This is a genomic window from Mucilaginibacter sp. HD30 (assembly GCF_054061755.1).
Map to the genome: position 1 here is coordinate 4,030,624 of NZ_JBSSEO010000001.1, position 26,038 is coordinate 4,056,661.

The window sequence follows — 26,038 nt, forward strand, 5'->3', positions numbered from 1 at the left end:
ATAATATCAATAAACATGGATCAACCTACAGCTAATACCATGACAACCGAACGGACTGGTGTAAAAGCCGGCCAGTTTTATACTGACGTAGTTAAAGGGCTAAGTACTTACCCTAAAAGGCTAAGCTCCAAATATTTTTATGATGCCAAAGGCGATAAGATCTTCCAGGAGCTGATGAATTGTGAAGAGTATTATCCAACCAATTGCGAGCTGGAGATCTTCTCAGAACAAACTGCTGAGCTGGGACAAGCTATTGCAGGCGATGGCGGGCCTTTTGACCTGATAGAGCTGGGTGCCGGCGATGCCATGAAATCAACCTATTTGCTGCGGTATTTGCTTGAGCAAAATATAGACTTTACTTACCTGCCTATTGATATATCAGATAACGTTATATCCTACTTAAACAGCACCCTGCCGGTTACCCTGCCCGGCTTAAACATAACCGGCCTTAACGGCGAGTATTTTGATATGCTTAAAAAGGCCGCTAACCTCTCAAGCCGCCGTAAGGTTGTGATGTTCCTTGGCTCAAATGTGGGAAATATGCCTGTTAGCGAGGCTATTGGGTTTATCAAGGAGCTCAAACGCAACCTATCACAGGGTGATATGCTGTTGATAGGCATCGACCTTAAAAAAGCGCCTAAAACCGTACTTGCCGCGTATAATGATAAAGAAGGCATCACCAAGAGGTTTAATCTTAACTTATTAGAAAGGATCAACCAGGAGCTTCACGGAGACTTTGATTTGGAGCAGTTTGACCACTATGCCAGCTATGACCCTGAAACCGGCGCCTGCAAGAGCTACCTGGTAAGCTTATGCGATCAAACGGTAAGCATAGGCGATGAAACCATCAGCTTTGCTAAGGATGAGTATATCTATATGGAGATCTCGCAGAAGTTTACCATTAAGCAAACGGAGCAAATGGCCCGCGAAGCAGGCTTTACGCCCGTACGTGAGCTGTTTGATAGCAAGCAATGGTTTATGGATGCTGTATGGGGGGCTTAATTGCGCATACTGTCCCATATGGATGTGAGACAGTATGAGACGAAGTGGACAGTATTTTTAGTAAATAGTTGACAGTAAGGTGTTTTTGGTTTTTGTTGGGACAAACTGAGACTACTTATTCGTCAGGAAATTTAGCTGTGATTTTAGTTCAATTTTCTGATAATCAGAAAGGTATAGAATTGAGTATTTTGTCCCAGGCAGCAGAACAAAAATCACTGAATAAACTTAAGCGCGGACAGCGGGTGACGGTGTGGTTTTTACCTTACCAAACTTAGGGCAGCCACAGTCCTTTTTAAAAATTCCGCATGCAGATAGGCATAGCAGCATAGCTAATCCCAATAAAATAAATTTACTTTTTAACATGCTTAGTAGCGTCAATAGTTATTAATATACTAAATATAGCCATACACGCCCCTATAGTATCTGCAAACAGATCATCCCACTCCCCGCTGCGCCAGGTAAATATAGTAAGTTGCAGTACTTCAATCAGTGCCCCAAAACCAATGGCAAGCATGGTAATAAAGAAAGCGTTTTTAAAAGTTAGACGTTCATTTAATTTGTGTCGTATAAAGCCGTTAGCTATAAATACCACTAGTACAAAGAACAAACCGCAATGCGTTAGTTTGTCAAAGCCCGGAAAAAACAGGCTTGACTTACCTACCGCGCCAAATTTAATATTGCAAATTATAAAAATAAATAAGGCCCACCACAGGGTGAGCCTCTGATTTTTTAATATTACGCCCATCACTTACTCGCCAATAAGCGCTTTGTAAGCATCTGCTGATAGTAAACCTTCCGCCTCGGCAATATCGCTTAAACTAACTTTTACCATCCAGCCTTCGCCGTAAGGGTCGCTATTTACTAATTCCGGCTGGCTGTCAAGGGCAGCATTTACCTCTGTAACGGTAGCGGTTACGGGCATAAACAAGTCTGATACGGTTTTAACCGCTTCAACGGTGCCAAAAACTTCTTCTTTAGCCACCTCTTTGCCTACTGATGGTATATCTACATAAACAATATCTCCCAACTCACGCTGTGCAAACTCGGTAATGCCTATATAGGCATCATTACCTTCAACTCTTACCCATTCGTGGTCTTTAGTGTATTTTAATTCAGCTGGAAAATTCATCGTTCTAATTTTTATCCTCAAAAATAAGAAAACTTTATAGAAGAGAAATAAGTTAAAGGATAAAGCTTACATTTAATTTTTGCAGGTTGTTATTAAGGAACACTGCTCACCCTATTTTACAAACCTTTTATGAGAATTATAAAATGCGTGCTTTTCGCCGTTGGCGTTAGCATTTTACTAAGTTGCAACCAGGATACTGCCGACGAAAGCAATCCGGTTGTAAAGGCTCCGTTAATGGTGGTTGAAAAAGTTGATGCTGACTTTATTGCGACAGCGAATGATATTGTAAATGCAGAAATAGCAGCCGGTAAACTGGCCATGGCCAAGGGGGCAGACAAGCGGATAAAGAATTTTGGGCGCATAATGGTTAAGGACTATACAAAGGGGATGGCGAAGCTTGATAAACTTGCCAAAACGAAAAGAATACCGCTGACCGATACTTTACGTGCTGAAACGGCAAAAAAGATAGCTGCGTTGAATAGTATGAACGGAAAGGATTTCGACAGCGCCTATATCGACTACATAGCTGCCGATCATAAAAATGCTGTAGCAATTTTTGAGCGTGCACAAAAAAATTGTTTTGATAACGAAATAAAAACAACCGCCCGAAAAGGCATCCTGGTTTTTAACCGGCACATGGAAGCTATATTTTCTATAAGAGACAGCATGCGCTAACAGAAGCGTTATATGGGTTTTTTAGCTTTAATTTTGCATTAGCCCTTTTAAAGCAATAATTTGGCTTTGTAATTTAATTAACCACGGCAATTAATTTTATGTCATCACCCATCGTAACCGGATTAATGGCTTATGGCATGTCAGGAAAGTTATTTCATGCGCCTTTTTTAAGCACTAACCCGCAGTTTAAGTTAAAGGCTGTAGTTGAGCGCAATCAAAAAAAAATGCCGGCCGATTACCCGGATATTGTTAGCTATGATGCGGTTGATGAGTTATTGAACGACCCTGAGATAGAATTAATTATTGTAAACACGCCCAGTTTTACACATGCCGATTTTGCCAAACGGGTGCTTACAGCAGGTAAACATGTTTTAATTGAAAAGCCGGTATCGGCAACTGCGGCCGAAGTAAAAGAATTATTTGACCTGGGTAAAAAGGTTAACCGACAGGTGATGGTTTACCAAAACCGCCGCTGGGACAGTGATTTCCTGTCGGTAAAAGAGGTGATTGAAAGTGGCAGATTAGGGCGGCTTGCTGAGGTACATATCAGGTATGACAGGTATAAACCAGAATTAGCTGTGAAACCCTTTAAGGAAGGAGCGGACATACCTGCCGCCGGCGTGCGTTACGATCTTGGTGCACATATAGTAGATCAGGCTATACATTTATTTGGCAAACCTTTATCGTTTGATCGCGTTGATGCCATACAGCGCGAAAGATCTGAGGTGTTTGATTATATGAACCTGCGTTTGGTTTATCCCGGAGGTTTGGTGGTGAATTTAATATCGGGCTTGCTTATTGCCGATGCTTTGCCGGCATTTGTTGTACATGGGTCCTTGGGTACATTCAGCAAAAATCGCTGCGATGTGCAGGAACCCCAGTTGAATGTCCCGATATTACCCAATGATGCTGCATATGGCGTGGAACCGGTAGGTTGCGACGGAAAACTGGTTACTATTGGCATTGACGGAGAAAAAAGTATAGAATTTATACCTGCCCCAAAAGGCGATTACAATAATTTATTTTACGCTGTGTATCATGCCATACGCGAAAACGCGTTATATCCTATAACAGAGGAGCATATTACATGGCAAATGGAAATGCTTGAATAATTTAACTATGATAAAGAGATTACTATTTTTTTTAAGCCTGGTAATAATTGCGGGCTGCACCAACGCGCAGAATAAAGACAACGGAACAATAGCCCATTACCGGATATTGAGGCCCGACAGTACCTTCACCACATGGAAAGATCTGAAAAAAAGCCAACCGGTTATGTTGATCTATTTTGGAACAGACTGCCCGCATTGCCAAAAACTGACCATGGAGATGAAGGAAAAAATGAATGTTTTTAAGAACATTCAGATAGTGATGGTAACTTTCTCTAAAACGGAATATCCATGGATGGGCATGATAAAAAACTTTAACCGCGATTTCGAGCTCTCTAAATACAAAAACATCACTATTGGTACTGAATATCCAGAATACCTGGCCCTGGGTTTTTACCCTGTGCAAAGGTATTACAGTATTCAAACAACACCTTATATAGCCATTTACAATCGTAACGGAAAACAAACCAAGGCTTTTCCTAAGGAACCTAAAATAGAAGATCTGGTTGCGGCGGTGAAGAAAGCGATAATATAGGGCGGATTATTCAGTACTTAAGAGGGGGCTGTAACGTTGAGCCTGTCGAACCATGGTGGGCAAGGCCTTTACGCTCGCCTTTCGACAGGCTAAGGGTGATAAACCACTACCCCCTACTGGTCGAAGTTTTCAACTTCGTCCTAAAATGTGCAAGCATTCTGCTTGCGTAAAACATTTACTACTTTGGCTTAATGGGTAGGAAATACATATTTCATGAACACAATCAGCTTTACTTTGTGAGTTTTGCTACGGTAAATTGGGTTGATGTTTTTGTAAGACGTATTTACTGCAACATAATGGTTGACAGCCTTAGGTTTTGTATTGAAAGCAAGGGACTTGAATTATATGCCTGGTGCATCATGTCGAGCCATGTTCATTTGATTATTAGCACGGAAAATGGCAATTTGTCTGATATAATGCGCGACATGAAAAGGCACACCGCCAAACAGATTTTAAAAGCCATTGAAGAAAATGTGCAGGAAAGCCGGCGCGATTGGATGCTGTGGATGTTTAAACGTGCCGGAGAACACAATGCTAATAATGAGAAGTATCAGTTTTGGCAACAAAACAACCATCCGATTGAATTATCTACTCAAAAAATGATGATACAACGGCTGGATTATTTACATAATAATCCTGTTGAATCAGGCGCTGTTGATCATCCGCCCAATTATTTATATAGTAGTGCCATAGACTATTATACTGATGAGAAAGGAGTGCTGCCAGTTATACTCTTAAGCTGAAAGCTTAAGCAATTTTAGGTCGAAGTTGGAAACTTCGACCAGTGGAGGGTTCGATACGACGACTTATTTAGGAATGGCGGGCAAGGCTTTACGCGCGCCCTTCTACAACTCAGGGTGACAGGTCACTATACTGTTGTTGCGATCAACCGACGGCTACGCTATTAATTTTTCTTTGTGCCATAAATTGATAAACCGACCCCGCAATAAACAGTATAAGAATAATAAAAAGTGTTTTTGCTATTATTGGATCGGTTGGTGCCTTGGCCAGCGGATGCCTGATTGGAACACGGGTTAAGGTTTCATTAACAGTGGGTATCCACGACAAGAAAAAACTAAAAGACAAAAGGAAATTCTCCAAAAATCTGGCATTGTTATTCCCCTTTTTTCTAAAATTAACAACGTACGCTATTACCACCAATACAACTATAAACAGGGCGAAAATATGTCCTGCATTAAAGCCGCCCATTTTTGATATGCCTAATGCAGTTAACGAAGTAACAACAGTTGTATAAAAATATATTTTGCCGGAACTATGCGCCAGGTTTATTTTACCAAACCTGATATATGACATCATAGCCGCAATAATGGCTATGATGCCTATAATAGTATGGAATATGCCTAAATTAGATAAGCTCATTTTTATAAAATTAAGGATGCTGTAAAAAATGGATTAAGCTACCAGGTGAGCCTCTGAACTGATTTGCACCTTCAATACTTTAGAGATCAAACAATTTTTCTCTGCACTGCTTACAATGGCGTCAAACTCTGCTACATTAATGCCCGGCACAACGCCTGCAATAGCAAGATGGATACTCTTGATATCAAAACCTTCCATTAGTAAGGTAGCTTCGGTATCCAATGAGGTAGGGTTGAATCCTTTTTCTGTTAAGCCTAAGCTAACTGCCATGGTGAAACATCCGGCATGTGCCGCAGCCAACAATTCTTCCGGATTAGTGCCTTTTTCTTCGCCCGTAAAGCGGGTTTTGAAACTGTAATTTGTTTGGTTTAAAATTTCGCTTTGTGTAGTTAACTGGCCTTTGCCTTCTTTTATACTACCTGCCCAATGTGCTTTTGCTGTGCGTTTCATTTTCTTTTTTGATTAAATTTTGACTGTCAATATTGACAATACAAAAGTGCAATGCAAAAAAGAGAAGAGCTTTGTAAAAGAGTTCAATTACTTGGCAATTTGGTTCAGCCGGTAATGGGTTGGAGAAACCTGGTATTTATCATGAAAGCTTTTGGTAAAATTAGCCAGATCATTAAACCCGCAATTGTAGGCAATGTCAGCAATGCGGTTATCAGAAGCCAGGAGCAGTTCTGCGGCTTTCATCAGCTTTTTGTTTTTAATATAATTTGCAGGCGTGTCGTTATATAATTTAGCAAACTCTCTTTTAAATGACGAAACGCTTAAATTGCTTTTTTTGGCCAATTCTTCAATGTTGACCTGAGAAAACAGATTGGCTTCAATAATTTGTTTGAAAGAAAATTTTGCAGGAGAAAAAAGTTGAGACAAAATAACCTGGATAGTTTCAACCTGCCGGGTTTGGGATAATAAGAGGATGATTTCCTTGAGTTTTAAGATCATTATCTCATCGTTTACCAATGATGGGTTCTCAAAATAGAAAAGCAGCCCCTCAATATATTTCTGAATCAGAAACTCATTATTGATCTTGCCGTGCGATTGGTTGGATACAGATTTGCCTGGTTGAATTATCGCCGGCAATTCTCTTTCATAAATTTTCTTTAAAATTTCAGGGTGAAAGGTAACTATAACCACTTCGCCTGCGCTGGTGTCTTTGGTGTTACGAATTTGTTTCCCCGAGATGAGGCAATTCAATAATAAAGAGTGATTTACAGGGATATCCGTTTGGTCATCTTCAAATTGAAATTGCATTTCGCCCTGTAAAACATATAAAAAACAAGCACGTTCTTCCACCGGAAAGTCAAACGCAAAGGGAGGTTTTACCACTAACTTTTGAAGGAAAGATTTTCCAAGCAGATCGATTTTTTTATAGTTGCCCTGCATTTTTAAATACTTACCGAGGTGTTAATTCGAATTGCCAAAATACCAAAAAAAGTATGCTTGCGGAAGTGTGGGCATTGTTAGCGCCCTTGAGTACTTGTGGCTGAGATTGAAGGCACACAATTTCAACACAAGGATAGTGATGCGAAGTCCGGGGACTTGGACAATGCGTTGTAATTTGGACCATTGAAAAAATGGATTGTTGTATTGAGAGATAAGGAAGTATCTTACCCGCATTCCATTCTTAGGTATTAATATCTCTATATCATTACTGCTGCTGTTGTTGTTGCTGCTGAATGATCTCCATATGGCGCTGGTAGCTGTTTTTTGTAACAACATTGGCATCGGCAGGAGTAGGGGCAGATATGATCTCAACGGTTGATGTCTCTATATTAGTTGGGTTGGCAATATCATCATCAACCGTTACTGATACTTCTAAACGGTGGCCCGAGGCGCCTTTATAAACACCTTTAACGGGCGAGCAATCGCTAAAATTGCGGCCCACAGCTAAACGCACGTGGGTTTCGTTTGCTATACAATTATTGGTAGGGTCAATACCCAGCCAGCCATAATCCGGGATATAAGCTTCTGCCCAGGCGTGGGTAGCACCTTCGCCACGCATACCATTTTTGTAAGTACATATATAACCGCTCACATAGCGCGCAGGTATTTTTACCAGGCGCAACATTTCGGTTAAGATATGGGCAAAGTCCTGGCAAACACCGGCCTTAAGTTTCCAAATTTCGTCCAGCTTGGTCTCAACGGTGGTTACGCCTTTTATGTAATCAAAATTGTCATAAACATATTGGCAAAAGCGCAGTACCACCTGATAAGGAGTGTCGTCTGGTGATCTTTCCTGATCAACTATTTTTTGCAGATCGGCCAGACCCTCAAAATACTCCTGCCTTAAAAAGTCTATATATGGCACCATGTACCTTAACGGCTTAAGATCTTCCCATTGCTGCGACGGAAAAATATCGTTTATAGGCAACAGGCGATGCTTTGTAGTAACCAGCATTCTTGAGGTGATCACCATTATTGAGTGCGGTACGCTGTAGGTAAATGTTCCAACTTCGTTACCATAATAATCAGTAAAAGTATCTACCACAGGGCTTCCCGTTACCAAAACATCATGCTTGATCACGTCCTGATAGTCGTCTTTTATAGGGAACAATATGATCTGGTTAGCGCTGTCGCGAACGGGGCTATCATAAATGTAAGTAGTTATATGTTGTATCTGAAACTCAGGCATCTTTTTATATTTATTTATAGCCGGTTAGTCGTATTCAATTATGAATTAGCAAAGTAATATTCGTTCAGGGCGTCGCTAATTCCGTAAAGCTCTCCTCTTATTTGTGCTAAAAATGTATGCAGCCCCTCTTGTTTTATACTCCTTACCGAACTGTATTTAATACGACTTTGTAAACGCCCAATTCTGAAAGACATTTCCCTGAAATTATCCAGGTTACTATCCTTTTTTAACCTCTCAAAATAACGCTGTATGTTATTTACAGAATAGATAACAGAGCGGGGAAAATCATTGTTCAGCACTACCTGCTCCAGCACATTCTCGGCTTCAAAACCCTCCCGGTAGGTTTTAAGATAGAGTTCATATCCACCTAAGGAGAGCAGCAGGTGTTTCCAGTAAGTAGTATCAGTAAGCAGATCGGGGTTGTCAGAAATAGAGCCGAATTTAGTATCCAAAATATCAACAGACTGGATGGAACGTTCCAGGTATTTGCCAATATTCATAAAGCTGCGGCCTTCTCCACGCTCCATTGTTATCTCTACCGTACCGTAGTATAACATAACCTGTTTTATCAGTACATCTAACACGCCAATAGGATCTTCGCGCTGCAAGGCCCGTTCCAGTTTAGTATCCTTCACGGCGTGATAATATTCGTTAAGGCACTGCCAAAGATCTTTGGTAATGTGTTCCTGTACGCTGCGCGCGTTTTCGCGGGCGAGGGTGATAATGTTTACGATGGAATTAGAATTGGCTTTGCCGGTAACCATGTATTTAAGTACAGAGCGGCTATCGTTTTCCAGCTTGCCGCCTTCATCTTCGCCCAACTCTGCGTACATATCTATAACGGGCTCCCACGTAAACTCTTCAATAGTATCTTGCGATGATGCATAGTTGATCTTCAGCATACGTAATAAACCGTCGCTGCGCTCAATGTATCTGCTCATCCAATAAAAGCTTGCTGCTACCCTACTTAACATTTTAATTTCGAATTTCGGATTTTCAATTTCGGATTTGTTTATTGTCGAATTTGATTCTCTATGTTTAATTAATTAGAAATCTGCTCACCCCTATATCCTCTTATCTGCACATTTGCATATCTGCACATCCCCAACATCTACGCAAGCACCCAGGTATCTTTACTGCCGCCACCCTGCGAGCTGTTAACCACCAGCGATCCTTCTTTTAAGGCCACACGAGTCAAGCCTCCGGGCACTATCTCAATACCATCCGGGCCAAACAGTGCATATGGCCTAAGGTCAATACGCCGCGGTTTTAGTTCGCCCTGCATATAGCAGGGTGCCGCCGAAAGGCTTATGGTTGGCTGCGCTATAAAATTGCGCGGCTCTTTTAATATTTCTTTTTTATAATCTTCTATCTCCTCGTCAGATGCCGCGTGGCCCATCAGCATACCATACCCGCCGCTGCCGTTGGTGCGTTTTATCACCATCTTGTTCATATTTTTAAATACATAGTCCTTTTCATCAGGATTACCCAACTGGTGTGTTGGTACATTCTTTAAAATAGGCTCCTCGTTAAGGTAATACTTTATCATTTGCGGAACGTAGGTGTAAATAGCCTTGTCATCGGCTACGCCGTTGCCAATAGCGTTTACAATGGCCACATTCCCTTTGCGGTAAGCGCCCATAATGCCCGCCACACCCAGCATACTGTTGGGGTTAAACACAAGCGGATCAAGGTAATCATCGTCAACACGGCGGTATATTACATCAACCTGCTGCAAACCTATGGTGGTTTTCATGTATACTTTCTGGTCCTTAACCACCAGATCGCGTCCCTCAACAAGTTCTACACCCATTAAGCGGGCCAGGGTGGTGTGCTCAAAATAAGCAGAGTTATAAATGCCGGGACTAAGCAGCACAATGGTTGGATTGGCGATCTGTCTTGGCGACAGCGCCATCAGATTACGATAAAGTATAGAAGGATATTCTGTAACACTGCGAACGCCGCATTGCGGTAACAGATCAGGGAAAAGCCGTTTTGTTATCTCGCGGTTCTCTAACATATAGCTTACGCCCGATGGTGTGCGCAGATTGTCTTCCAATACATAAAAAGTACCGTCGCTGTCGCGAATAAGGTCGATGCCTGATATATGTATATAAATATCGTAAGGAACGTGCAACTGATACATCTCGCGCAGAAAGTGCGGGCACGAGTAAATTATATCAACCGGAACTATACCGTCTTTTATTATAAACTGATTGTGATAGATATCCTTCAAGAAATGATTGAGCGCGGTAAGCCGCTGCTTTATACCCTTTTCAACAAAGGCCCATTCTGCGGCGGTAATTATACGCGGAATAATATCAAAAGGAAAGATCTTTTCAATGCCCTCGTTATTATTATATACGGTGAAAGTAATGCCCTGGCTCATGAACAGGCGCTTGGCCAGATCTTCTTTTTTATTCAGATCATCAGCAGATTCGCCCGAAATATAGTCTATTACCTTGCTGTAATGGTCGCGCACTGTTGAATCATCCCCGTACATTTCATCCCATACTCCGTCAATGGGGCTATATTTATTAAAATAAGCTGATTCGTGCATGTAAAATAGCGCCTTTAAGTTTATGGTTACACAATTTACTCATTAAAAATGAAATATATGAAGTGTTTTTTATAAAAATGCAATTTATTTTGAAATTATTACAATTTTTTAATCATTTAATTGTTAAATCGCCAAAAAGTTCCTTAAAATTAGCGACGATGTAAGCAATTGTTGTGTCTTTATTCTGATGTTTTAAAAAGTTATTGTTTTAATCAAGCTAATGAAAGTATGGCAGAAAAGGAAGATAAAAGCGAATCTATTTAGTTAACAAATACGTTAATAGAATGTTTATTTACAATAGATACCACACATAAAACAAATAATTTCCAAAATCCGGAAAGTGTTCCAAAATTCGGAGTCTGGCACGGTGCTAAAAATGCTTTCTAAGCGCATTTAAGGCCTTTTTCAACAATGGAACACCCTTTGCATACCACGAAAACAATAAAATAAAGCCCAAATAAATGAAAAAATTTACTCCACTAATGTTTGCTGCACTTACACTATTAGCAGCATGCAAAAAATCAAGTGTTAATCCTGACGAGGGAAAACCAATTGATAATGTAACCAAAATTGCTCCTGACGGATTTAATTTTAACACGACAAAAAGCGTGAGTTTAAACTTGTCGCTTAAGGCCCCAAACGGCGATGCGCTACAAGGAGTGGTGGTAAGCATTTACAACCCGGCTAATACGGCAGACAATGCATCAATATATAAAGGCGTGACAGACAGTAACGGAAATCTGGTAACGCAACTATCTGTAGCTTCGACACTTACACAACTTGTAATTGACCCTGCGTTTGTTGGTTTAATGCGCTATGCAAAGGCTAATATCAACGGCAGCTCGGTAACTGCTTCAATAGGCGGCGCTGCAGGTTTTAGCGGTGATATAGTGCCTCAGGAAATTGTGGTACAAACCGGTGCGGGTTCTGGCATAACAACATTAGCGGCGGCAACAACTACTTTTGCATATCCACTGCCTTATACTTCGTCTGACGATGCAATTGTGAATACGGCTCAAACGCCTTTAAGCCAAGGTGTACCTAAATATTTAGAGGCAACATCTGACGTGATCAGTGCCTCTTTATTATCATACGTAAACACTTCTTTACCAGAGTCAAAGCCATTAACAACAACTCATCCCGAATATTTATCAAGCACTGCTAAGTCAACGCTGGATATTAAAGAAAAAGCAGATGTTTGGATAACTTTTGTTGCAGAAGGTGCCGGCAATTTAAACACACTTGCTTATTACACTTATAAAACAGGCGCGGCTCCGGTAAAAGAATCAGATATTAAGAACGCTACTATTATATTGCCAAACGCGTCTGGTAATGGCGCAGGCGGCGGCCTTAAACCCGGTGCCAAAGTAAAGATCGGAACTTTTGATGCCGGCACTTCAATTGGCTTTATACTGATAGGAAATGGTTGGACAGGTAAAGGAATTAATACTGGTAACACGAAATTTTACTCACACAGTGATTTAAATCCGGAGAATAGTGCAGAGTTAAGGAAGCATAGCGTTGTGTTGTATGACGATGTGCATAAACTTACTTTAATAGGTTTTGAAGACCTGAACAGGCAAACAGGCTCAGATAACGACTTTAACGACCTTGTTTTCTACGCTTCATCTAACCCGGTTACTGCCATATCAACAGATGGTGTATCAGTAGTTGATAAACCCAAAGATGCTGATGGTGATGGCATATTAGACGAATTAGACGCTTTCCCTAATGATGCATCTAAAGCTTTTATAAGCTACTATCCATCAGCCAGTGCTTTTGCTAACGTAGCGTTTGAAGATAACTGGCCTAAAAAAGGCGATTTTGACCTGAACGACGTAGTGGTTAAATACCGTTACACATTTGTAGCTAATGCAAAAAATGAGGTAGTAACCATACAAGGCGATTATAACGTTACCGCAGTAGGTGCTTCTTTTAAAAATGGTTTTGGTGTTCAATTCCCGTTTGCTGCATCAGCAGTACAATCAGTAACAGGCCAGAAATTTAAAGATAGCTACATAACACGTGCTGCCAATGGCGTTGAAGCCGGCCAAAGCAAAGCAGTTATCATTCCTTTCGATAACACGGATATAATGATAAACAATCCTGATAACGCTTACTTTGTGAATGTGTTGAACTCCAAAGACAAAGTTACAAATGGTGCCACTGCATCGGTGTTAGTAACACTTGCAACCCCGGTTGCGCAGTCAACGTTAACAATGGCTACCATCAACCCGTTCCTGATAAGCAACTCGCGCAGAGGCTATGAAATACACTTGCCGGGTTTTGCTGCAACTGATAAAGCTGACGCTAAATTATTTGGTACAGATGATGATACCTCTGCACCGTCATCATCAAGATATTATTTATCAAAAGAAAATCTGCCATGGGCAATAAACTTTGCAGACAACTATATATACCCCCAAGAACAAATTAAAATAACCGACGCGTACCTGCACTTTGCTGATTGGGCCAGCTCAGGCGGTTCGCTCTTCCCGGATTGGTTTACCAATACCGGTGCGGGATACCGCGCAACTTCAGGTTTATATTTGAAGTAGAAGTAATTAATTGTTCAGACCGTCCCTGATTTGTCAGGGGCGGTTTTTTTGTATAGCGACCTTAAAGTTTTTTGTCTTGTAATAATTTGTAGATGGTTGACTTGCCTATATCCAGCTTTTGGGCAACCTTTATAACATTGTTGTCATACTTATCAAGATAGGCTCTGATAATGTCGCAGGTATATTCACTCATCGTTTTATCGCCTGCAACGGCAACGCTGTTTGCAACCGAATTATGAAAGCCTATATCGTCGGCTGATATTTCTTTATCATCACACATTACTGCAGAAAGTTCTATTGCCGACCGCAACTCGCGCACGTTGCCCGGGAAAGGATACTTCATTAACTTGTCTTTAGCTTCGTTACCTAAAAACTTTGCCTCCATCCGGTTCTCTTTAACAAAGTCATCTAAAAACGTCTTCGCTAATAATAAAATGTCAGTGCCGCGTTCGCGCAGTGGGGGCAACTCAATGGGCAGCCCCATAATTCGGTAGTAAAAATCTTCCCTGAAACTGCCTTTTTTTACCAGATCGGCTAAGTTTTTATGTGTCGCCACTATCAGCCGCACATCCAGTTTTATTTTTTCGTGCCCGCCCAACCTGGTTAGTTCGCGCTCTTGCAAAACCCTTAACAGTTTGCTTTGCATACCAGGCTCCAGTTCGCCTATCTCATCTAAAAACAGCGTACCTTTATTGGCCTCCTCAAATTTCCCGGTTTTTCGCCCGGAAGCACCTGTAAATGCCCCTTTTTCGTAACCGAATAATTCGCTCTCCAACAAATCAGACGGAATTGCGGACATGTTAAGTGCAACAAAGGGTTTTTTTGAGCGGTCTGAATTATAGTGGATAGCTTTAGCTACCAGTTCTTTGCCTGTACCGGTCTCGCCGGTTACTGATACATTAATATTAGCTTTAGATGCCTTTTCAATCAACCCAAATATTTTCTTTATGGCAGGCGATGTTCCTTTAATAATATTCCCGATTTCGTATTTATGACCGAGTTCCTGGCGCAAATGCTCAACCTCTTTTTTAAGTGATTGATTTTCGCGTACGCGGATAACAGCGTTCCAAAGCAACTCTTTAATATTGTCGTTCTTTACCAGATAATCGCTTACGCCGGTCTTTAACAAATCAACAGCTGTATGCACGTCATTTTGCCCGCTTATAACTATCACCGGAACAGACGGATTAAACGCCCTGATTTTTTTGAATAACTCTGCGCCGGTCATATCTGGTAACGAATAATCTATCGTTATCAGATCAGGTTTTTTATGCAGGTTTCTAAGGCAGTCATGCCCCGTAGCAAAGCGAGTTACCAGGTAATCCGGGTTAAGAGAAAGCTGATAGTTTAGCAACTCGCTGTACCATACATCGTCCTCTACAATAAATATATGGTAAGCATCCATGGTTTAAAAGTGGTAATGGTGTGGCAAAAAACTAAAATAGACAAACGTTTCCAAATTTTGGAAAATTTATAGTGCGAATGTTTATAGCAACAAGGTGCGTCAGTTCCCCACTATATCAAAAATATTCCCCAACGCGGTTTTAGATATGCCTTTACTGATGCAAAAAGGCGTTTTTACGGATTGGCGCGCAATTTGTTTCACTACAAGCGTACGTAAATACTTTATTATGAGATCCAAAATTACTTTAAGCACAACCATAATCACGCTGGTTGTTATAGTGCTTGTTTTAGCCGCGCTTTCCTTTATGGATAACAATACCACAAGAAACACCTATGCAAGTATAGTATTACTCTGCTGCCTGTTTGTTTTTGTAATTGCTTTATCGTTACGCCAGCCGTCAGGTAAAGCAAACGAGCAAGCGTATAAGGTAGGATAATTTGCATTGAAGGCAATCCGCCATCACCTGAAAATAAATTAATTATAAAGAAACTTTTGCCGAACTGGAGTTGTTATAATTGTTAATAAATTTTAACAACTATGAAAAGCTCAGTAAAAATATTTATAGCGCTGGCAGCGCTATTGGTAGGGTGCGGCACAACTACCCAAATAACAAGTTCATGGCGTAAGCCAAACGCAACAGCCGATAGTTACAACCATATATTTGTGGCGGCCTTAAGCAGCAATATAGCTGCGAAGCAAGCGGTTGAAGATGGCATACAGCAACAATTGCAAGAAAAAGGCATAAAGGTTGATAAAGGGCTTGATGCCTTTCCGCCCGATTTTAACACCAATAGCGCGCAACGTAAAGACTTAGTATTAAGTCGCATTAAATCTACCGGTGCAGATGGGATACTTACTATTGCCTTGTTGAAGGAAGATACTGAAACCCATTACCGCGCCGGAAGCGGCTATTGGAACCCGGGCTTACGTTATGGGTATTATAATACTTTTTGGAATTATTATAATAACTGGTACCCATCCTTATATGCACCCGACTATTACGATGAGACCAAAGTTTATTATCTGGAAACCAATTTATACAATGCGAAAACAGAGCAGTTAATATGGACGGCTCAATCAAAAACTTATGATCCTGTAAGTATCAGCAGTTTTTTAAAGGGATATCTTAAGACCATCCGCGAACAAATGGTTAAAGATGGTTTGATACATCCGGCATCGCAAACGGTTGCCGCAAGGTAGTACTAAGGCATATATTAAATAAAAAAACCCGGTCCTGAAAAGGAACCGGGTTTTTCTGCTTTCTGCTATTATTTTAAATAAATGCTGCCCTTGCCCATTGTATAGCCATCAGCATACATTATTATAGTATATGTGCCCTTTTGAAAAGGCTGCTGGCTCATCCACTCAACGGGATAAGTTTTCCCATCGTCGTTAAAATCAATTGATGTTCTGTAAGTAGCCTGCAATTCAGTGCCGTCTGCATTGAATGTTCCGCCATCGGCAGATGAAATTAAATTACCGGTGGGATCAATTATCCTGAAAAATATTTCATGTGTGCCTTTAGCAGCAACCTGGTTACCTGCTACGGTAAAGTTTATTTTTAATTTGTTAACGTTTTTGGCTTTGGTCTCGTCGCTTTCTTTACCATTGTTTTTTACTTTATAACCCACAACGTTTATACCACCTAATTTTAAAGCAGATGCCACCTGAACTTTGGTATTAAGATCCTGGTTTTGTTTTTCAAGGTCAGAGGCCTTGGCTGCAACAGTGGTAAGATTGGTGCGTAAGGTATCGCGCTCTGTAGTAAGATCAGAGTTTTGTTTTTTCAGCTCCTCAATATCTGCGGTGTATTTGGTTACAAAATACCTTAGTTGCTTAACATCTTCCTGCGCTTTTGAAAGCTCCGCAGCTGTCAGTTTACCTTTAGCCAGATCAGAACGTAAAACTTTGATCTTCGCCTGTAACGAATCATTCTTCGCCTGCATTTCCACTGTCATCCTGGTGCGGCCTGCGTTTACCTGTGTTATTTGCGCCTCAAGGCTGTCAAGTTCGGTTTCCAACCGCGTTTTCTCATCGTTCTGATATACTATCTTCTCGTCAGATTTATTCTTCTTCAAGTACAAGTACACATCGGTTCCTAACAACGCTACAATTACTAATATTAAAAAGTAAATAACATTGGAATTTTTTTTAGGTGTTTGTTCCTGTTGGTTTTCCATAAAATTTGATGATTAATTAATTGGCAACGTTAATCTAAATTAAACAGTCTGTATTTCTGTTTGCCCTATAATTATCTTAACGCTCCAAAATAAAGGATATTTTATCGGCATTTATTACTATTTGACGTTAATATAGGTAAAAATGCAAAAAATGTGATAATGTTTTTAAAACGCAGTAAAATTTTGTTCGCAAAAGGGTGGGTATAAATGTCGCCTTTAATTAAAAACAACAATTAAAATAAGGGATAATAAACAGGCATACAATGGAGTTTATATCTTTGCACTTTCCCCAAAAAAGCCTGTTTAATGCATTTATACCGATATTTACTTTTACTGCTACTGTTGCCTTTTACTGCGGCTGCACAAAATCAAACTGATACCGTACCCAAAGTTAAGCATGCGCCCAAACGTGAATTCAGGGGGGCGTGGATAGCTACCGTTGAAAATATAGACTGGCCAACACGCCCGGGTATGCCCGCAGGCGAGCAGCAAAAACAACTGATAGATATATTAAACGCACACCAGCAGATCGGTTTAAACGCTGTGATGTTTCAGATACGACCTGCTGCCGATGCTTATTACGCAAAGGGTACCGAGCCTTGGGCACGCTGGCTAAATGGCAAACAGGGCCAGCCACCCGTACCGTTTTATGACCCATTAGAGTTTGCCATTACAGAGGCGCATAAACGCGGTATAGAACTGCACGCCTGGTTTAACCCTTACCGCGCTACTAAAGACAAAAGGTTTAATTTGTTAAGCCCCGACCATATTACCAATTTAAAACCCGAGTGGTTTTTTATTTATGGGGAAGAAAAATTATTTAACCCGGGGCTGCCGGAGGTACGGGAGTATATTATAAAGGTAGTATTGAATGTGGTTGATAATTATAATATAGATGGTGTACATATGGATGATTATTTTTATCCATACCAAATAGCGGGACAAAAAATAAATGACGCCGCTGCCTTTGCCAAATACGGAGGAGAGTTTCAAGACATACGTGATTGGCGCCGCAACAATGTGGATCTGCTGATTAAGGAGCTGGCAGATAGTGTGCATAAACATAACCCGCGTATAAAATTTGGTTTAAGCCCGCGGGGTATTTGGGCCAACAAGTCGCAAACTCCTGAGGGTTCTGACACCCGAGGCGGCGATGCTTATTATGAACAGTTTGCCGATTCGCGCAAATGGATAAGAGAGGGTTGGGTTGATTATATTAATCCGCAACTGTATTGGCAAATTGGCTATCGTTTGGCCGCGTTTGACGTGCTGGTTGATTGGTGGAGCAACAACGCAAATAACCATCATGTGTACATTGGCCAGGCACCTTACCGAATGGCCGAAAGAGCATCACTTGCCTTCCATAATCCAACAGAACTGCCTAATCAAATAAGATATCTTCGTGGTAATCCGCGCGTGCAGGGCAGCGTTTTTTTTAATACTAATTCCTTAACTAAAAACCTTTATGGTTTTACAGACTCGTTGAAGCAAAATTTTTACAGGTATCCGGCATTGCCGCCCCCCATGTTGTGGCTTGATTCGGTTGCGCCTAATGTACCACGCGTTTTCTCGGTAACTAAAATAGCGCCGCGTACCATACAACTTAAATGGGAAACTCCATTACTTGCCCGCGATAAAGAACCTGTTTATGGCTATGTTATTTACCGCTTTGAGGGTGATGAAAAGATAGATTTAGATGATCCAAAAAACATCCTGCGTATAAATTATAATGCAGGTACGGTATTTAATGATACTACAGTGCAGCCCGGCAAAACCTACCTGTATGTTGTAACCGCAATTGACCGCCTGAAAAACGAGAGCGACCGAACGCCGTCTATAGCTGTAATGATAAATTAGCTGCATTTAATTATCTTGCCGGCATACTGATAATATGAGAGCAGTAATACAAAGGGTATCGCAGGCAAGTTGTACCGTAAATGGAGACATTACCGGCCAAATCAATATTGGGCTGCTTATACTTTTAGGTATTGAGGATACTGATACGGATGACGACCTGCAATGGCTGGCGCAGAAAATATGCAACCTCCGCATTTTTAGCGATGAGAACGGTTTAATGAATAAAGCCCTTGCTGATGTTGGCGGCAATATTCTGCTAATTTCTCAATTTACGCTATTCGCTCAAACCAAAAAAGGCAACCGCCCATCGTTTATTCGTGCTGCGCGGCCGGATAAAGCTGTGCCACTTTATGAGAAGATGATAGCTACGTTGGCAGATATAACAGGCCAAAAAGTAGCAACGGGCATTTTTGGAGCTGATATGAAAGTGAGTTTAATAAATGATGGTCCGGTTTCCATTATAATGAATACTAAAGACAAGGATAATTATTAACCCATGGAACTTTCAGAGGCTCAGAAACTCGTTGACAACTGGATTAAAACCACCGGCATTCGTTATTTTAACGAATTGACGAATACAGCCATATTAATGGAAGAAGTGGGCGAGGTGGCGCGTATTATGGCGCGGCAATACGGCGAACAATCCTTCAAAAAATCTGATACAGAAGTTAACCTGGCTGATGAAATGGCTGACGTTTTATTTGTGCTGATATGCCTGGCTAACCAAACCGGTATTGATCTTACTGATGCCTTACAGAAAAACATGGAGAAGAAAAGCATCCGCGATGCAGAGCGGCATAGAAATAATGAGAAGCTGAGGTAACAGCCTTATTACCAATACAGCTTACAGGTACTATTAAGGTATCAAAATGTTTACTACTTTTATAAAATATGCCTAATTTACTTATTATGAGAAAGATATTCATTGGTGCAGCGTTGGTATTTGCAGCTTCGGCTTGTAATAGAGCCCAACAGCCCGAGGTTAATAAAACATCTACCGCGGATATCGCAATGCCTAACCAGGCAGCAGAAAAAATGAAATTTCCGGAGATGGCGGCTGTTGAGGGTTACGGTGATCAGGCATCAACAACAGGTAGCTCTAATGCCGTTGAGAAAAAAATTGTAAAAGAAGGTGACATCCGTTTTAAAACAGAGGATATTAATCAAACTCGTAAAACACTTTACGCGTCATTAAAAAAGCTGGGTGGTTATGTGGCAGAAGAGAGCGAGAACAATGACAGCGAAGACGCCGAAAATGAAATAACGTTGCATACACGTATACCTGCAAAAAATTTCGATACATTTCTTATTGAAGTTTCTGCCAGCGCCGAGAATATCGATGAAAAAAATATAAGGATTACGGATGTTACCACGCAGTTTATTGATGTTACAACGCAACTTGCCAATAAAAAGAAACTGGAGCAACGATACCTGGAACTGCTTAAAAAAAGCACCAAAATATCTGACCTTTTAGAGATAGAAAGTAAACTGAATGAGATCAGGAGCAGCATAGAATCAACGCAAGGGCAATTGAATTATCTTACTAAGCAGGTTGAATACAGTTCTTTAGATATCACATTTTACTCAAGGCAAACGGTAACGAACAAAAGCAATCCTTTCGGATATAAAATAAAGACGGCGTTGATTGATGGATGGAGAATCTTGGGAAAGATATTTTTCGGACTTATTGCTCGCTGGCCAATCTGGTTGATGCTTTTTGGAGTATTTTATCTGTCCAGAAGATGGGTAATAAAAAACAGGAAATCAAGGGGCTAATTAAAATGCAACCTTAATGAAGTCATGCCGGACGTGTTCGGCATGACTTTTATGAGACTATTTTAATTTAATCAGTCGCTCACCATCCAAAATGGGTATGGCTGTGGTTACATCAACATTCAAACAAAACTCTATATCTTTTTCAATGCCTAATGCCTTTAGGCGCGCGCTGTGCGATGTTTTTTTAAGATAGCCATTCAGGTCATCTTTAGCCAGGCTATACATGTCATTGGCGGCAATAGCCGGATCATCCAGGCTGAAGCCGTTGTTCTTTAATTGCTCAACAACGGCACCTGCAAACAAAGTATCTTCCAGGTTAAAATTGTTTTTCCAGCCGGAGCATACCAGTAATGTGTTTTCCTGCTGTTGTTTTAGCCAGTTACAAAGCGCTGTAAGATTTAAAAACGAGCCAATAACTATCTTCTTAGCCCTGCGCGACAGATGCAAGGCATGTGTGCCGTTGGTAGTGGTAAGTACAACAGTTTTACCGCTAACCTTCTCTTTAGTATAAGAGAACGGCGAATTGCCAAAATCAAATCCGGATACTACTTCGCCATCCCGCTCTGCAGCTAACAGGTAATCAAAACCTTTCTCGATGTAGGCGCTGCACTCTTCTACCTTTGATACCGGAATAATTGCCTCTGCACCGTTTTCAATACCATAACAAATAGAAGTAGTGGCCCTGAAAACATCAATTATAACCACAATATATTCTTCTACTTTATATAAAGGAATAAGCGCAGGTGTAAGGCAGGCATGTAGTTTTGGCCCCCGATCCCCTAAAGGGGGAGTATGGTTTGTATCTATGCTCAAATCTTTTTTCTTTTATCTGTTAAACCGAAAGGAGTTCCCCTTTAGGGGGTTAGGGGGTAAACGGCGGTTTAACCACCTTTGCCTTAATTTTGTTATCTCTTATTTTGATGAAGATATCTGTGCCCTCTTTAGCAAAAGCCGTTGGTACATAACCCATGCCGATTGCTTTTTGCAACGAAGGTGATTGTGTGCCTGAAGTAACCCTGCCGATGGTGTTGCCTTCTGCATCTGTTATCTCATAATCATGCCTTGGGATGCCCCTTTCAACCATTTCAAAGCCAACCAGCTTTTGTTTAATGCCTGCCTGCTTTTGCTGCTCCAGTTGTTTAGCGTTGGTAAATTGCTTACTAAACTTGGTTACCCAACCCAAACCTGCTTCTAATGGCGATGTGGTATCGTCTATATCATTGCCGTATAAACAAAAACCCATTTCCAGCCTTAAAGTATCCCTGGCACCCAAACCAATTGGTTTTATACCAAATGGCTCGCCTGCTGCAAATACTTCAGTCCATATTTGTTCTGCGTTGGCGTTATCAAAATACAATTCAAAGCCACCTGCGCCGGTATATCCTGTTGCTGATACTATTACATTGTCTATACCCGCAAACTTCCCTTTTTTAAAGGTATAATATTCCATGGTACCCAGATCAATATCTGTAAGGCTTTGCAAGGCTTCAGCAGCTTTGGGGCCTTGAACGGCCAAAAGAGAAGTACGGTCTGATATGTTTTTCATATCAACACCTGCTGTATTGAATTTGCTTATCCAATCCCAGTCTTTATCAATGTTGGATGCGTTTACTACCAGCATGTAGGTTTTCTCATCAATGCGGTAAACCAGCAGATCATCAACAATGCCGCCTTGCTCATTAGGCAAACAGGAGTATTGCACTTTGCCATCATACAATTTAGCCGCATCGTTACTGCTAACGCGTTGTATCAGGTCAAGGGCTCCTTCGCCCTTCAGGATGAACTCGCCCATGTGGCTCACATCAAAAACGCCTACGGCTTTGCGCACGGTTTCGTGCTCGGCATTAATGCCGGCATACTGCACGGGCATGTTGTAACCTGCAAAGGGTACCATTTTGGCCCCTAATTTTATATGGATATCAGTTAATGCGGTATTCTTCATATTAATAAACTAAACCGGGGCAAAAGTAATAAAATTGAGCAGCTTAGCAGGCTGATTGGTTCCTTAAACTTTATATTAAGACTGTAGGCAGCTGTGGTAAAAATCAATCAGTTTTTGGGTTATAATTTGAATGTCGTTTTCTGCCTCTATCAATTTCCGCGCGTTATCGCCTATTTCGCTGCAAAACTCTTCGTCGCTGATACAGCGTTTTATAGCCTTACCAAACTCTTCAATGCTGTTAGCTATCAGTATATCCCGGCCATCCACATAATTAATACCCTCGGCACCTAAGGATGTAGAGATAATACATTTTTGCATAGCCATGCCTTCTACAATTTTTACGCGCATACCGCCGCTTGTTAACAGCGGCACTATCATTATTGCCTTGCTGTTTACAAATTCCAGCGCATTATCAACCTCACCCTGAATAAAAATTTTCCCAAGCGCTTCGTAATCATCAAAAAGCTCGGGGATGTCATTACCGGCAACATAAAGTTTGGTCATTAATGTCCCGTCGGCTATGTCCTTATAAAAATTTTCAAGGAACCATTGCATACCCTCGCGGTTAGGTAACCAATCCAATGATCCCAAAAAAAACAAGCTCGGAAACTCTATCAGGCTATGGTCAGGGGCGTATTGATCAAGTCTAATACCTATAGGCAATACTTGCATTTTTACCTTAATACCATCTTTAACCAGGGTGTTTTTATCTTCGTTGGTAAACACCAGCAAGGCATCAAACTTGTTAAGCTGATGAAGCTCGTAGTTTTTTATGCGCCGGGCATGCAGCTTTAAATATGATCTTTTAAAAGGATCTATTTTTTGTTGCGAAAGGCGTTCCCACAATTGGTTCTCAATATTGTGGGCGCGATATATCAGCCGCGCATTTGAGTTCTTTCTTGCAGCATCATAATAAAGCGTGGTAAGCAAACCCTCAAACTGAATAATATCAAACTCGTTTGTTTTTACTTCGTTTATAAGCAATCGCTCAAAACCTTCATCGTAATACCTGTCAATATTAAAGGATGTCTTTTGAAGAAGATTTGTCGCTACCTGCAATACCGTAACAGTAATGTCTATGCTATAGGCTTTATAACTTATTTTACCAAGCAGATCATCATCAGGCAGGCAGTCCTCAAGGCTGGGTTTGGTGTTAAGTGCTAAAACTGATACCTGGTGACCCATACGCAGCAAGCCCCTTATGGTGTTACACACCACAATAGAGTAGCCACCGTTTTGCGGAAACGGTACACGATGAGACAGAATAAGAATCTTCAAAACTAAATTTAGGGTTAAAACCAAAAATAGCTTAAATGCCTCATAGAAACAAGGTAACGAAGACTTGCCCGGACATACAAATGTAATTTTGAGGGACTAAAACGCCACCACTTCTTCTCCTGCATCCAGCATCGTTACCCTAAAAGTGCGGCGGTGATATGGGGTGTAGCCAATTTGTAAAATGGTTTTGCGGTGTTTAATAGTTGGATAGCCTTTGTTGCTGTGCCACTCATATTCCGGATGGTGCAAGGCTATTTGCTTCATATAGTCATCGCGGTAGGTCTTGGCTAAAATAGAAGCGGCGGCAATGCTAAAGTATTTACCATCGCCACCTACAATGCATTGATGAGGGATGGTTTGGTGTTTGTTAAAGCGGTTGCCGTCAATCAATAACAATTGCGGCTGCAAGTGCAGTTTTTCAATGGCCCGGTGCATGGCCAGAAACGATGCGTTAAGTATGTTGATCTCGTCTATCTCAATATTATCAACCGAGGCTACGGCGAAGGCTATTGCTTTTTGCTCAATCTCATCGCGTAAGGTATATCTCACTTCCTCTGATAGTTGCTTTGAATCATTGAGCAATTCGTGCTCAAAATCATGTGGCAAAATAACAGCGGCTGCAAACACAGGGCCTGCCAGGCAGCCACGACCCGCTTCGTCGCAACCGGCCTCAATTAGTTCATGCTGAAATCTGGCTAATAACACAATACAAAAAGACGGTTTTTACTTAAACGGTGCAACAAATGTTTTTCACACGTTTTTAACAAAATTTAAAATATGCGCAAGGTAAGCATCGTAATATCATCAATGGGTTTACCTTTTATGGTGATGTTTAAATGATTTAAAAGCGCTTGGTTAAAGTTGTCGGGTGTTTCTTCTCCCTCTACTATAACAAAATCGAGCAGCTGTTCCTCGGTCCATTCCTTATCACCGTAGGGCTCAAAATCAAGTAAACCATCGGTGTAGTTAAACAACAGGCTTCCCGGTTCAATATCAACTTCGCCCTGGTTTAAAAAAGGCAGCTGTTCAAAAGCGCCTATCATGGTGGTACCCAATTTAAGCGTTACGGCCTCGCCTTCAGAATAAAGTATGGTAGGGTTATGGCCAGCGTTAATGTAATTAAGCTTTCGGGTTTTCTCATTGTATTTGGCTATAAACAAGGTAATGAACCGCTCGCCTTTTGTATTGCCTATAACTTTTTGATTAAGGCGCTCCACGATATTTGTCAGGTCATCTTCAACCGCTGTCCAGGCATGTAATGTCGCCTGGAAGTTCGCCATTAACAATGCCGCCGAAACTCCTTTGCCGGATACATCAGCAATACACCATAAAAACTCATCCTCATTTAAACGTATAAAGTCAAAATAGTCGCCGCCAATATTTTGATGAGGCAAATATCTTGCGCCCACCTCTACCGCGGTTTCCTTATGTACCCCTAAAGGGATCAACATGTTTTGAACCTCGGCCGCCAGTTCCATTTCACGCTGAAAACGTTCTGCTTGTAATCTTTCTTTAAACAGTTTCTTGTTTTCAAGGGCAACCACCACTACATTAACAAGCGTTTGTATAAAGTTGAGGTCGTTGCTCAGCATTTCGCCCGAGGTGCTGAAATCGCCTATCAGCGCGAAAGCGAGCGCTTTGCTTTTATGATATATAGGGATAAAATAATTATATTTATTAAGCACCGTATTGGCGCTTTTAGCCAAAGGCTCCGGCGACCGTATTTTACTTAAGCTAGCGCAGGCTTTACTTAATATACCTGTGGGTTCAATCTCGCCACCGTATTTTGATATGCAGGCGTATTTGTTGTCTTTTTCTATCAGAAACCTAAACCGCCCCAACATGCAAATGATTTTGCAGAATTACTTCCAGCATCTGTATCAATACAGTTGTGGATGTGTTTTTATTGATAGCACGGGTTACCTCAAGTAGCGAGTTCAGCTCAGATTGCCGCTTTAACAGCAAACGTATTAGTTCTTCTTCGCCTGAGGGGTGGTTTATATCCTGCATTTGG

The 26,038-nt window shown here is 41.1% G+C and carries 28 protein-coding genes; 12 read left to right on the plus strand and 16 right to left on the minus strand.

The genetic code is table 11. From position 1 onward, the window contains the following. Positions 1–15: 15 nt before the first annotated feature. Positions 16–1,002 (plus strand): L-histidine N(alpha)-methyltransferase, encoded by a 987-nt coding sequence (locus tag ACVW2L_RS19005; RefSeq protein WP_457129526.1) that lies wholly within the window; start codon positions 16–18, stop codon positions 1,000–1,002. A gap of 349 nt (positions 1,003–1,351) precedes the next feature. Here the strand turns inward: ACVW2L_RS19005 and ACVW2L_RS19010 are convergent, their stop codons facing one another. Both ACVW2L_RS19010 and gcvH read right to left on the minus strand, forming a co-directional pair. Further along, complete coding sequence (locus ACVW2L_RS19010; RefSeq protein ID WP_457129527.1) at positions 1,352–1,747, minus strand: VanZ family protein; 396 nt, start codon at positions 1,745–1,747, stop codon at positions 1,352–1,354. A gap of 3 nt (positions 1,748–1,750) precedes the next feature. Next, positions 1,751–2,131: a glycine cleavage system protein GcvH gene (gene gcvH, locus ACVW2L_RS19015; protein ID WP_457129528.1), complete on the minus strand. Its 381-nt coding sequence runs from the start codon at positions 2,129–2,131 to the stop codon at positions 1,751–1,753. A 129-nt stretch (positions 2,132–2,260) separates the two neighbouring features. Between gcvH and ACVW2L_RS19020 the strand changes: the two genes are divergently transcribed. From ACVW2L_RS19020 to ACVW2L_RS19035, 4 genes are all read left to right on the plus strand, one after another. Next, a complete protein-coding gene (locus ACVW2L_RS19020; protein ID WP_457129529.1) occupies positions 2,261–2,806 on the plus strand; it encodes a DUF4142 domain-containing protein in 546 nt (181 codons plus the stop codon). A 98-nt stretch (positions 2,807–2,904) separates the two neighbouring features. Then, positions 2,905–3,918 (plus strand): Gfo/Idh/MocA family oxidoreductase, encoded by a 1,014-nt coding sequence (locus ACVW2L_RS19025; protein ID WP_457129530.1) that lies wholly within the window; start codon positions 2,905–2,907, stop codon positions 3,916–3,918. Between the two features lie 7 nt (positions 3,919–3,925). After that, positions 3,926–4,450 (plus strand): TlpA family protein disulfide reductase, encoded by a 525-nt coding sequence (locus ACVW2L_RS19030; RefSeq protein ID WP_457129531.1) that lies wholly within the window; start codon positions 3,926–3,928, stop codon positions 4,448–4,450. A gap of 191 nt (positions 4,451–4,641) precedes the next feature. After that, on the plus strand, positions 4,642–5,193 hold the full coding sequence (locus ACVW2L_RS19035) for an REP-associated tyrosine transposase (protein ID WP_457129532.1): 552 nt from the start codon (positions 4,642–4,644) through the stop codon (positions 5,191–5,193). 142 nt (positions 5,194–5,335) lie between these two features. Here ACVW2L_RS19035 and ACVW2L_RS19040 read toward each other — a convergent pair whose 3' ends face one another. The 6 genes from ACVW2L_RS19040 to ACVW2L_RS19065 all read right to left on the minus strand — a co-directional run bounded on the left by ACVW2L_RS19040 (position 5,336) and on the right by ACVW2L_RS19065 (position 11,028). Beyond that, complete coding sequence (locus ACVW2L_RS19040; RefSeq protein WP_457129533.1) at positions 5,336–5,830, minus strand: hypothetical protein; 495 nt, start codon at positions 5,828–5,830, stop codon at positions 5,336–5,338. Positions 5,831–5,863: 33 nt separating this feature from the next. After that, complete coding sequence (locus ACVW2L_RS19045) at positions 5,864–6,280, minus strand: OsmC family peroxiredoxin (protein WP_457129534.1); 417 nt, start codon at positions 6,278–6,280, stop codon at positions 5,864–5,866. An 87-nt stretch (positions 6,281–6,367) separates the two neighbouring features. Next, the gene (locus ACVW2L_RS19050; RefSeq protein ID WP_457129535.1) at positions 6,368–7,219 is read right to left on the minus strand and encodes a helix-turn-helix domain-containing protein; all 852 of its coding nucleotides are present in this window, start codon (positions 7,217–7,219) and stop codon (positions 6,368–6,370) included. Between the two features lie 265 nt (positions 7,220–7,484). After that, a complete protein-coding gene (locus ACVW2L_RS19055; RefSeq protein WP_457129536.1) occupies positions 7,485–8,468 on the minus strand; it encodes a transglutaminase family protein in 984 nt (327 codons plus the stop codon). Positions 8,469–8,506: 38 nt separating this feature from the next. Then, positions 8,507–9,442 (minus strand): alpha-E domain-containing protein, encoded by a 936-nt coding sequence (locus ACVW2L_RS19060; RefSeq protein WP_457129537.1) that lies wholly within the window; start codon positions 9,440–9,442, stop codon positions 8,507–8,509. 137 nt (positions 9,443–9,579) lie between these two features. Beyond that, positions 9,580–11,028 carry a circularly permuted type 2 ATP-grasp protein gene (locus ACVW2L_RS19065; protein ID WP_457129538.1) on the minus strand — a complete coding sequence of 483 codons (1,449 nt, stop codon included), beginning with the start codon at positions 11,026–11,028 and terminating at the stop codon, positions 9,580–9,582. 461 nt (positions 11,029–11,489) lie between these two features. On the opposite strand from ACVW2L_RS19065, the gene ACVW2L_RS19070 reads away from it, so the two are divergent. Continuing rightward, on the plus strand, positions 11,490–13,586 hold the full coding sequence (locus ACVW2L_RS19070; RefSeq protein WP_457129539.1) for an LruC domain-containing protein: 2,097 nt from the start codon (positions 11,490–11,492) through the stop codon (positions 13,584–13,586). A 61-nt stretch (positions 13,587–13,647) separates the two neighbouring features. Here the strand turns inward: ACVW2L_RS19070 and ACVW2L_RS19075 are convergent, their stop codons facing one another. After that, positions 13,648–14,991, minus strand: coding sequence for a sigma-54-dependent transcriptional regulator (locus tag ACVW2L_RS19075; RefSeq protein WP_457129540.1), 1,344 nt, complete (start codon positions 14,989–14,991; stop codon positions 13,648–13,650). 226 nt (positions 14,992–15,217) lie between these two features. On the opposite strand from ACVW2L_RS19075, the gene ACVW2L_RS19080 reads away from it, so the two are divergent. Further along, positions 15,218–15,427 (plus strand): hypothetical protein, encoded by a 210-nt coding sequence (locus tag ACVW2L_RS19080; protein WP_457129541.1) that lies wholly within the window; start codon positions 15,218–15,220, stop codon positions 15,425–15,427. A 101-nt stretch (positions 15,428–15,528) separates the two neighbouring features. Beyond that, positions 15,529–16,191 (plus strand): hypothetical protein, encoded by a 663-nt coding sequence (locus ACVW2L_RS19085; RefSeq protein WP_457129542.1) that lies wholly within the window; start codon positions 15,529–15,531, stop codon positions 16,189–16,191. A 68-nt stretch (positions 16,192–16,259) separates the two neighbouring features. Here the strand turns inward: ACVW2L_RS19085 and ACVW2L_RS19090 are convergent, their stop codons facing one another. Beyond that, the gene (locus ACVW2L_RS19090) at positions 16,260–17,171 is read right to left on the minus strand and encodes a hypothetical protein (RefSeq protein WP_457129543.1); all 912 of its coding nucleotides are present in this window, start codon (positions 17,169–17,171) and stop codon (positions 16,260–16,262) included. 306 nt (positions 17,172–17,477) lie between these two features. On the opposite strand from ACVW2L_RS19090, the gene ACVW2L_RS19095 reads away from it, so the two are divergent. The 4 genes from ACVW2L_RS19095 to ACVW2L_RS19110 all read left to right on the plus strand — a co-directional run bounded on the left by ACVW2L_RS19095 (position 17,478) and on the right by ACVW2L_RS19110 (position 20,804). Beyond that, positions 17,478–19,028, plus strand: a complete 1,551-nt coding sequence (locus ACVW2L_RS19095; protein ID WP_457129544.1) for a glycoside hydrolase family 10 protein — start codon at positions 17,478–17,480, stop codon at positions 19,026–19,028. 34 nt (positions 19,029–19,062) lie between these two features. Continuing rightward, positions 19,063–19,521, plus strand: coding sequence for a D-aminoacyl-tRNA deacylase (gene dtd / locus ACVW2L_RS19100; RefSeq protein ID WP_457129545.1), 459 nt, complete (start codon positions 19,063–19,065; stop codon positions 19,519–19,521). A 3-nt stretch (positions 19,522–19,524) separates the two neighbouring features. Beyond that, positions 19,525–19,851, plus strand: coding sequence for a nucleotide pyrophosphohydrolase (locus ACVW2L_RS19105; protein ID WP_457129546.1), 327 nt, complete (start codon positions 19,525–19,527; stop codon positions 19,849–19,851). Positions 19,852–19,937: 86 nt separating this feature from the next. After that, the gene (locus tag ACVW2L_RS19110; RefSeq protein WP_457129547.1) at positions 19,938–20,804 is read left to right on the plus strand and encodes a DUF4349 domain-containing protein; all 867 of its coding nucleotides are present in this window, start codon (positions 19,938–19,940) and stop codon (positions 20,802–20,804) included. Positions 20,805–20,861: 57 nt separating this feature from the next. Here ACVW2L_RS19110 and ACVW2L_RS19115 read toward each other — a convergent pair whose 3' ends face one another. The 6 genes from ACVW2L_RS19115 to ACVW2L_RS19140 all read right to left on the minus strand — a co-directional run bounded on the left by ACVW2L_RS19115 (position 20,862) and on the right by ACVW2L_RS19140 (position 26,034). Continuing rightward, positions 20,862–21,617 (minus strand): 2-phosphosulfolactate phosphatase, encoded by a 756-nt coding sequence (locus ACVW2L_RS19115; RefSeq protein WP_457129548.1) that lies wholly within the window; start codon positions 21,615–21,617, stop codon positions 20,862–20,864. Positions 21,618–21,666: 49 nt separating this feature from the next. Further along, complete coding sequence (gene gcvT, locus ACVW2L_RS19120; RefSeq protein WP_457129549.1) at positions 21,667–22,746, minus strand: glycine cleavage system aminomethyltransferase GcvT; 1,080 nt, start codon at positions 22,744–22,746, stop codon at positions 21,667–21,669. Positions 22,747–22,821: 75 nt separating this feature from the next. Beyond that, the gene (locus ACVW2L_RS19125; protein WP_457129550.1) at positions 22,822–24,024 is read right to left on the minus strand and encodes a glycosyltransferase family 4 protein; all 1,203 of its coding nucleotides are present in this window, start codon (positions 24,022–24,024) and stop codon (positions 22,822–22,824) included. 96 nt (positions 24,025–24,120) lie between these two features. Continuing rightward, the gene (locus tag ACVW2L_RS19130; protein ID WP_457129551.1) at positions 24,121–24,729 is read right to left on the minus strand and encodes a ribonuclease HII; all 609 of its coding nucleotides are present in this window, start codon (positions 24,727–24,729) and stop codon (positions 24,121–24,123) included. A 65-nt stretch (positions 24,730–24,794) separates the two neighbouring features. Then, positions 24,795–25,868: a PP2C family protein-serine/threonine phosphatase gene (locus ACVW2L_RS19135; RefSeq protein ID WP_457129552.1), complete on the minus strand. Its 1,074-nt coding sequence runs from the start codon at positions 25,866–25,868 to the stop codon at positions 24,795–24,797. After that, positions 25,852–26,034, minus strand: a complete 183-nt coding sequence (locus ACVW2L_RS19140; RefSeq protein ID WP_457129553.1) for a hypothetical protein — start codon at positions 26,032–26,034, stop codon at positions 25,852–25,854. The genes ACVW2L_RS19135 and ACVW2L_RS19140 overlap by 17 nt, the downstream gene beginning before the upstream one ends. Positions 26,035–26,038: the final 4 nt, after the last annotated feature.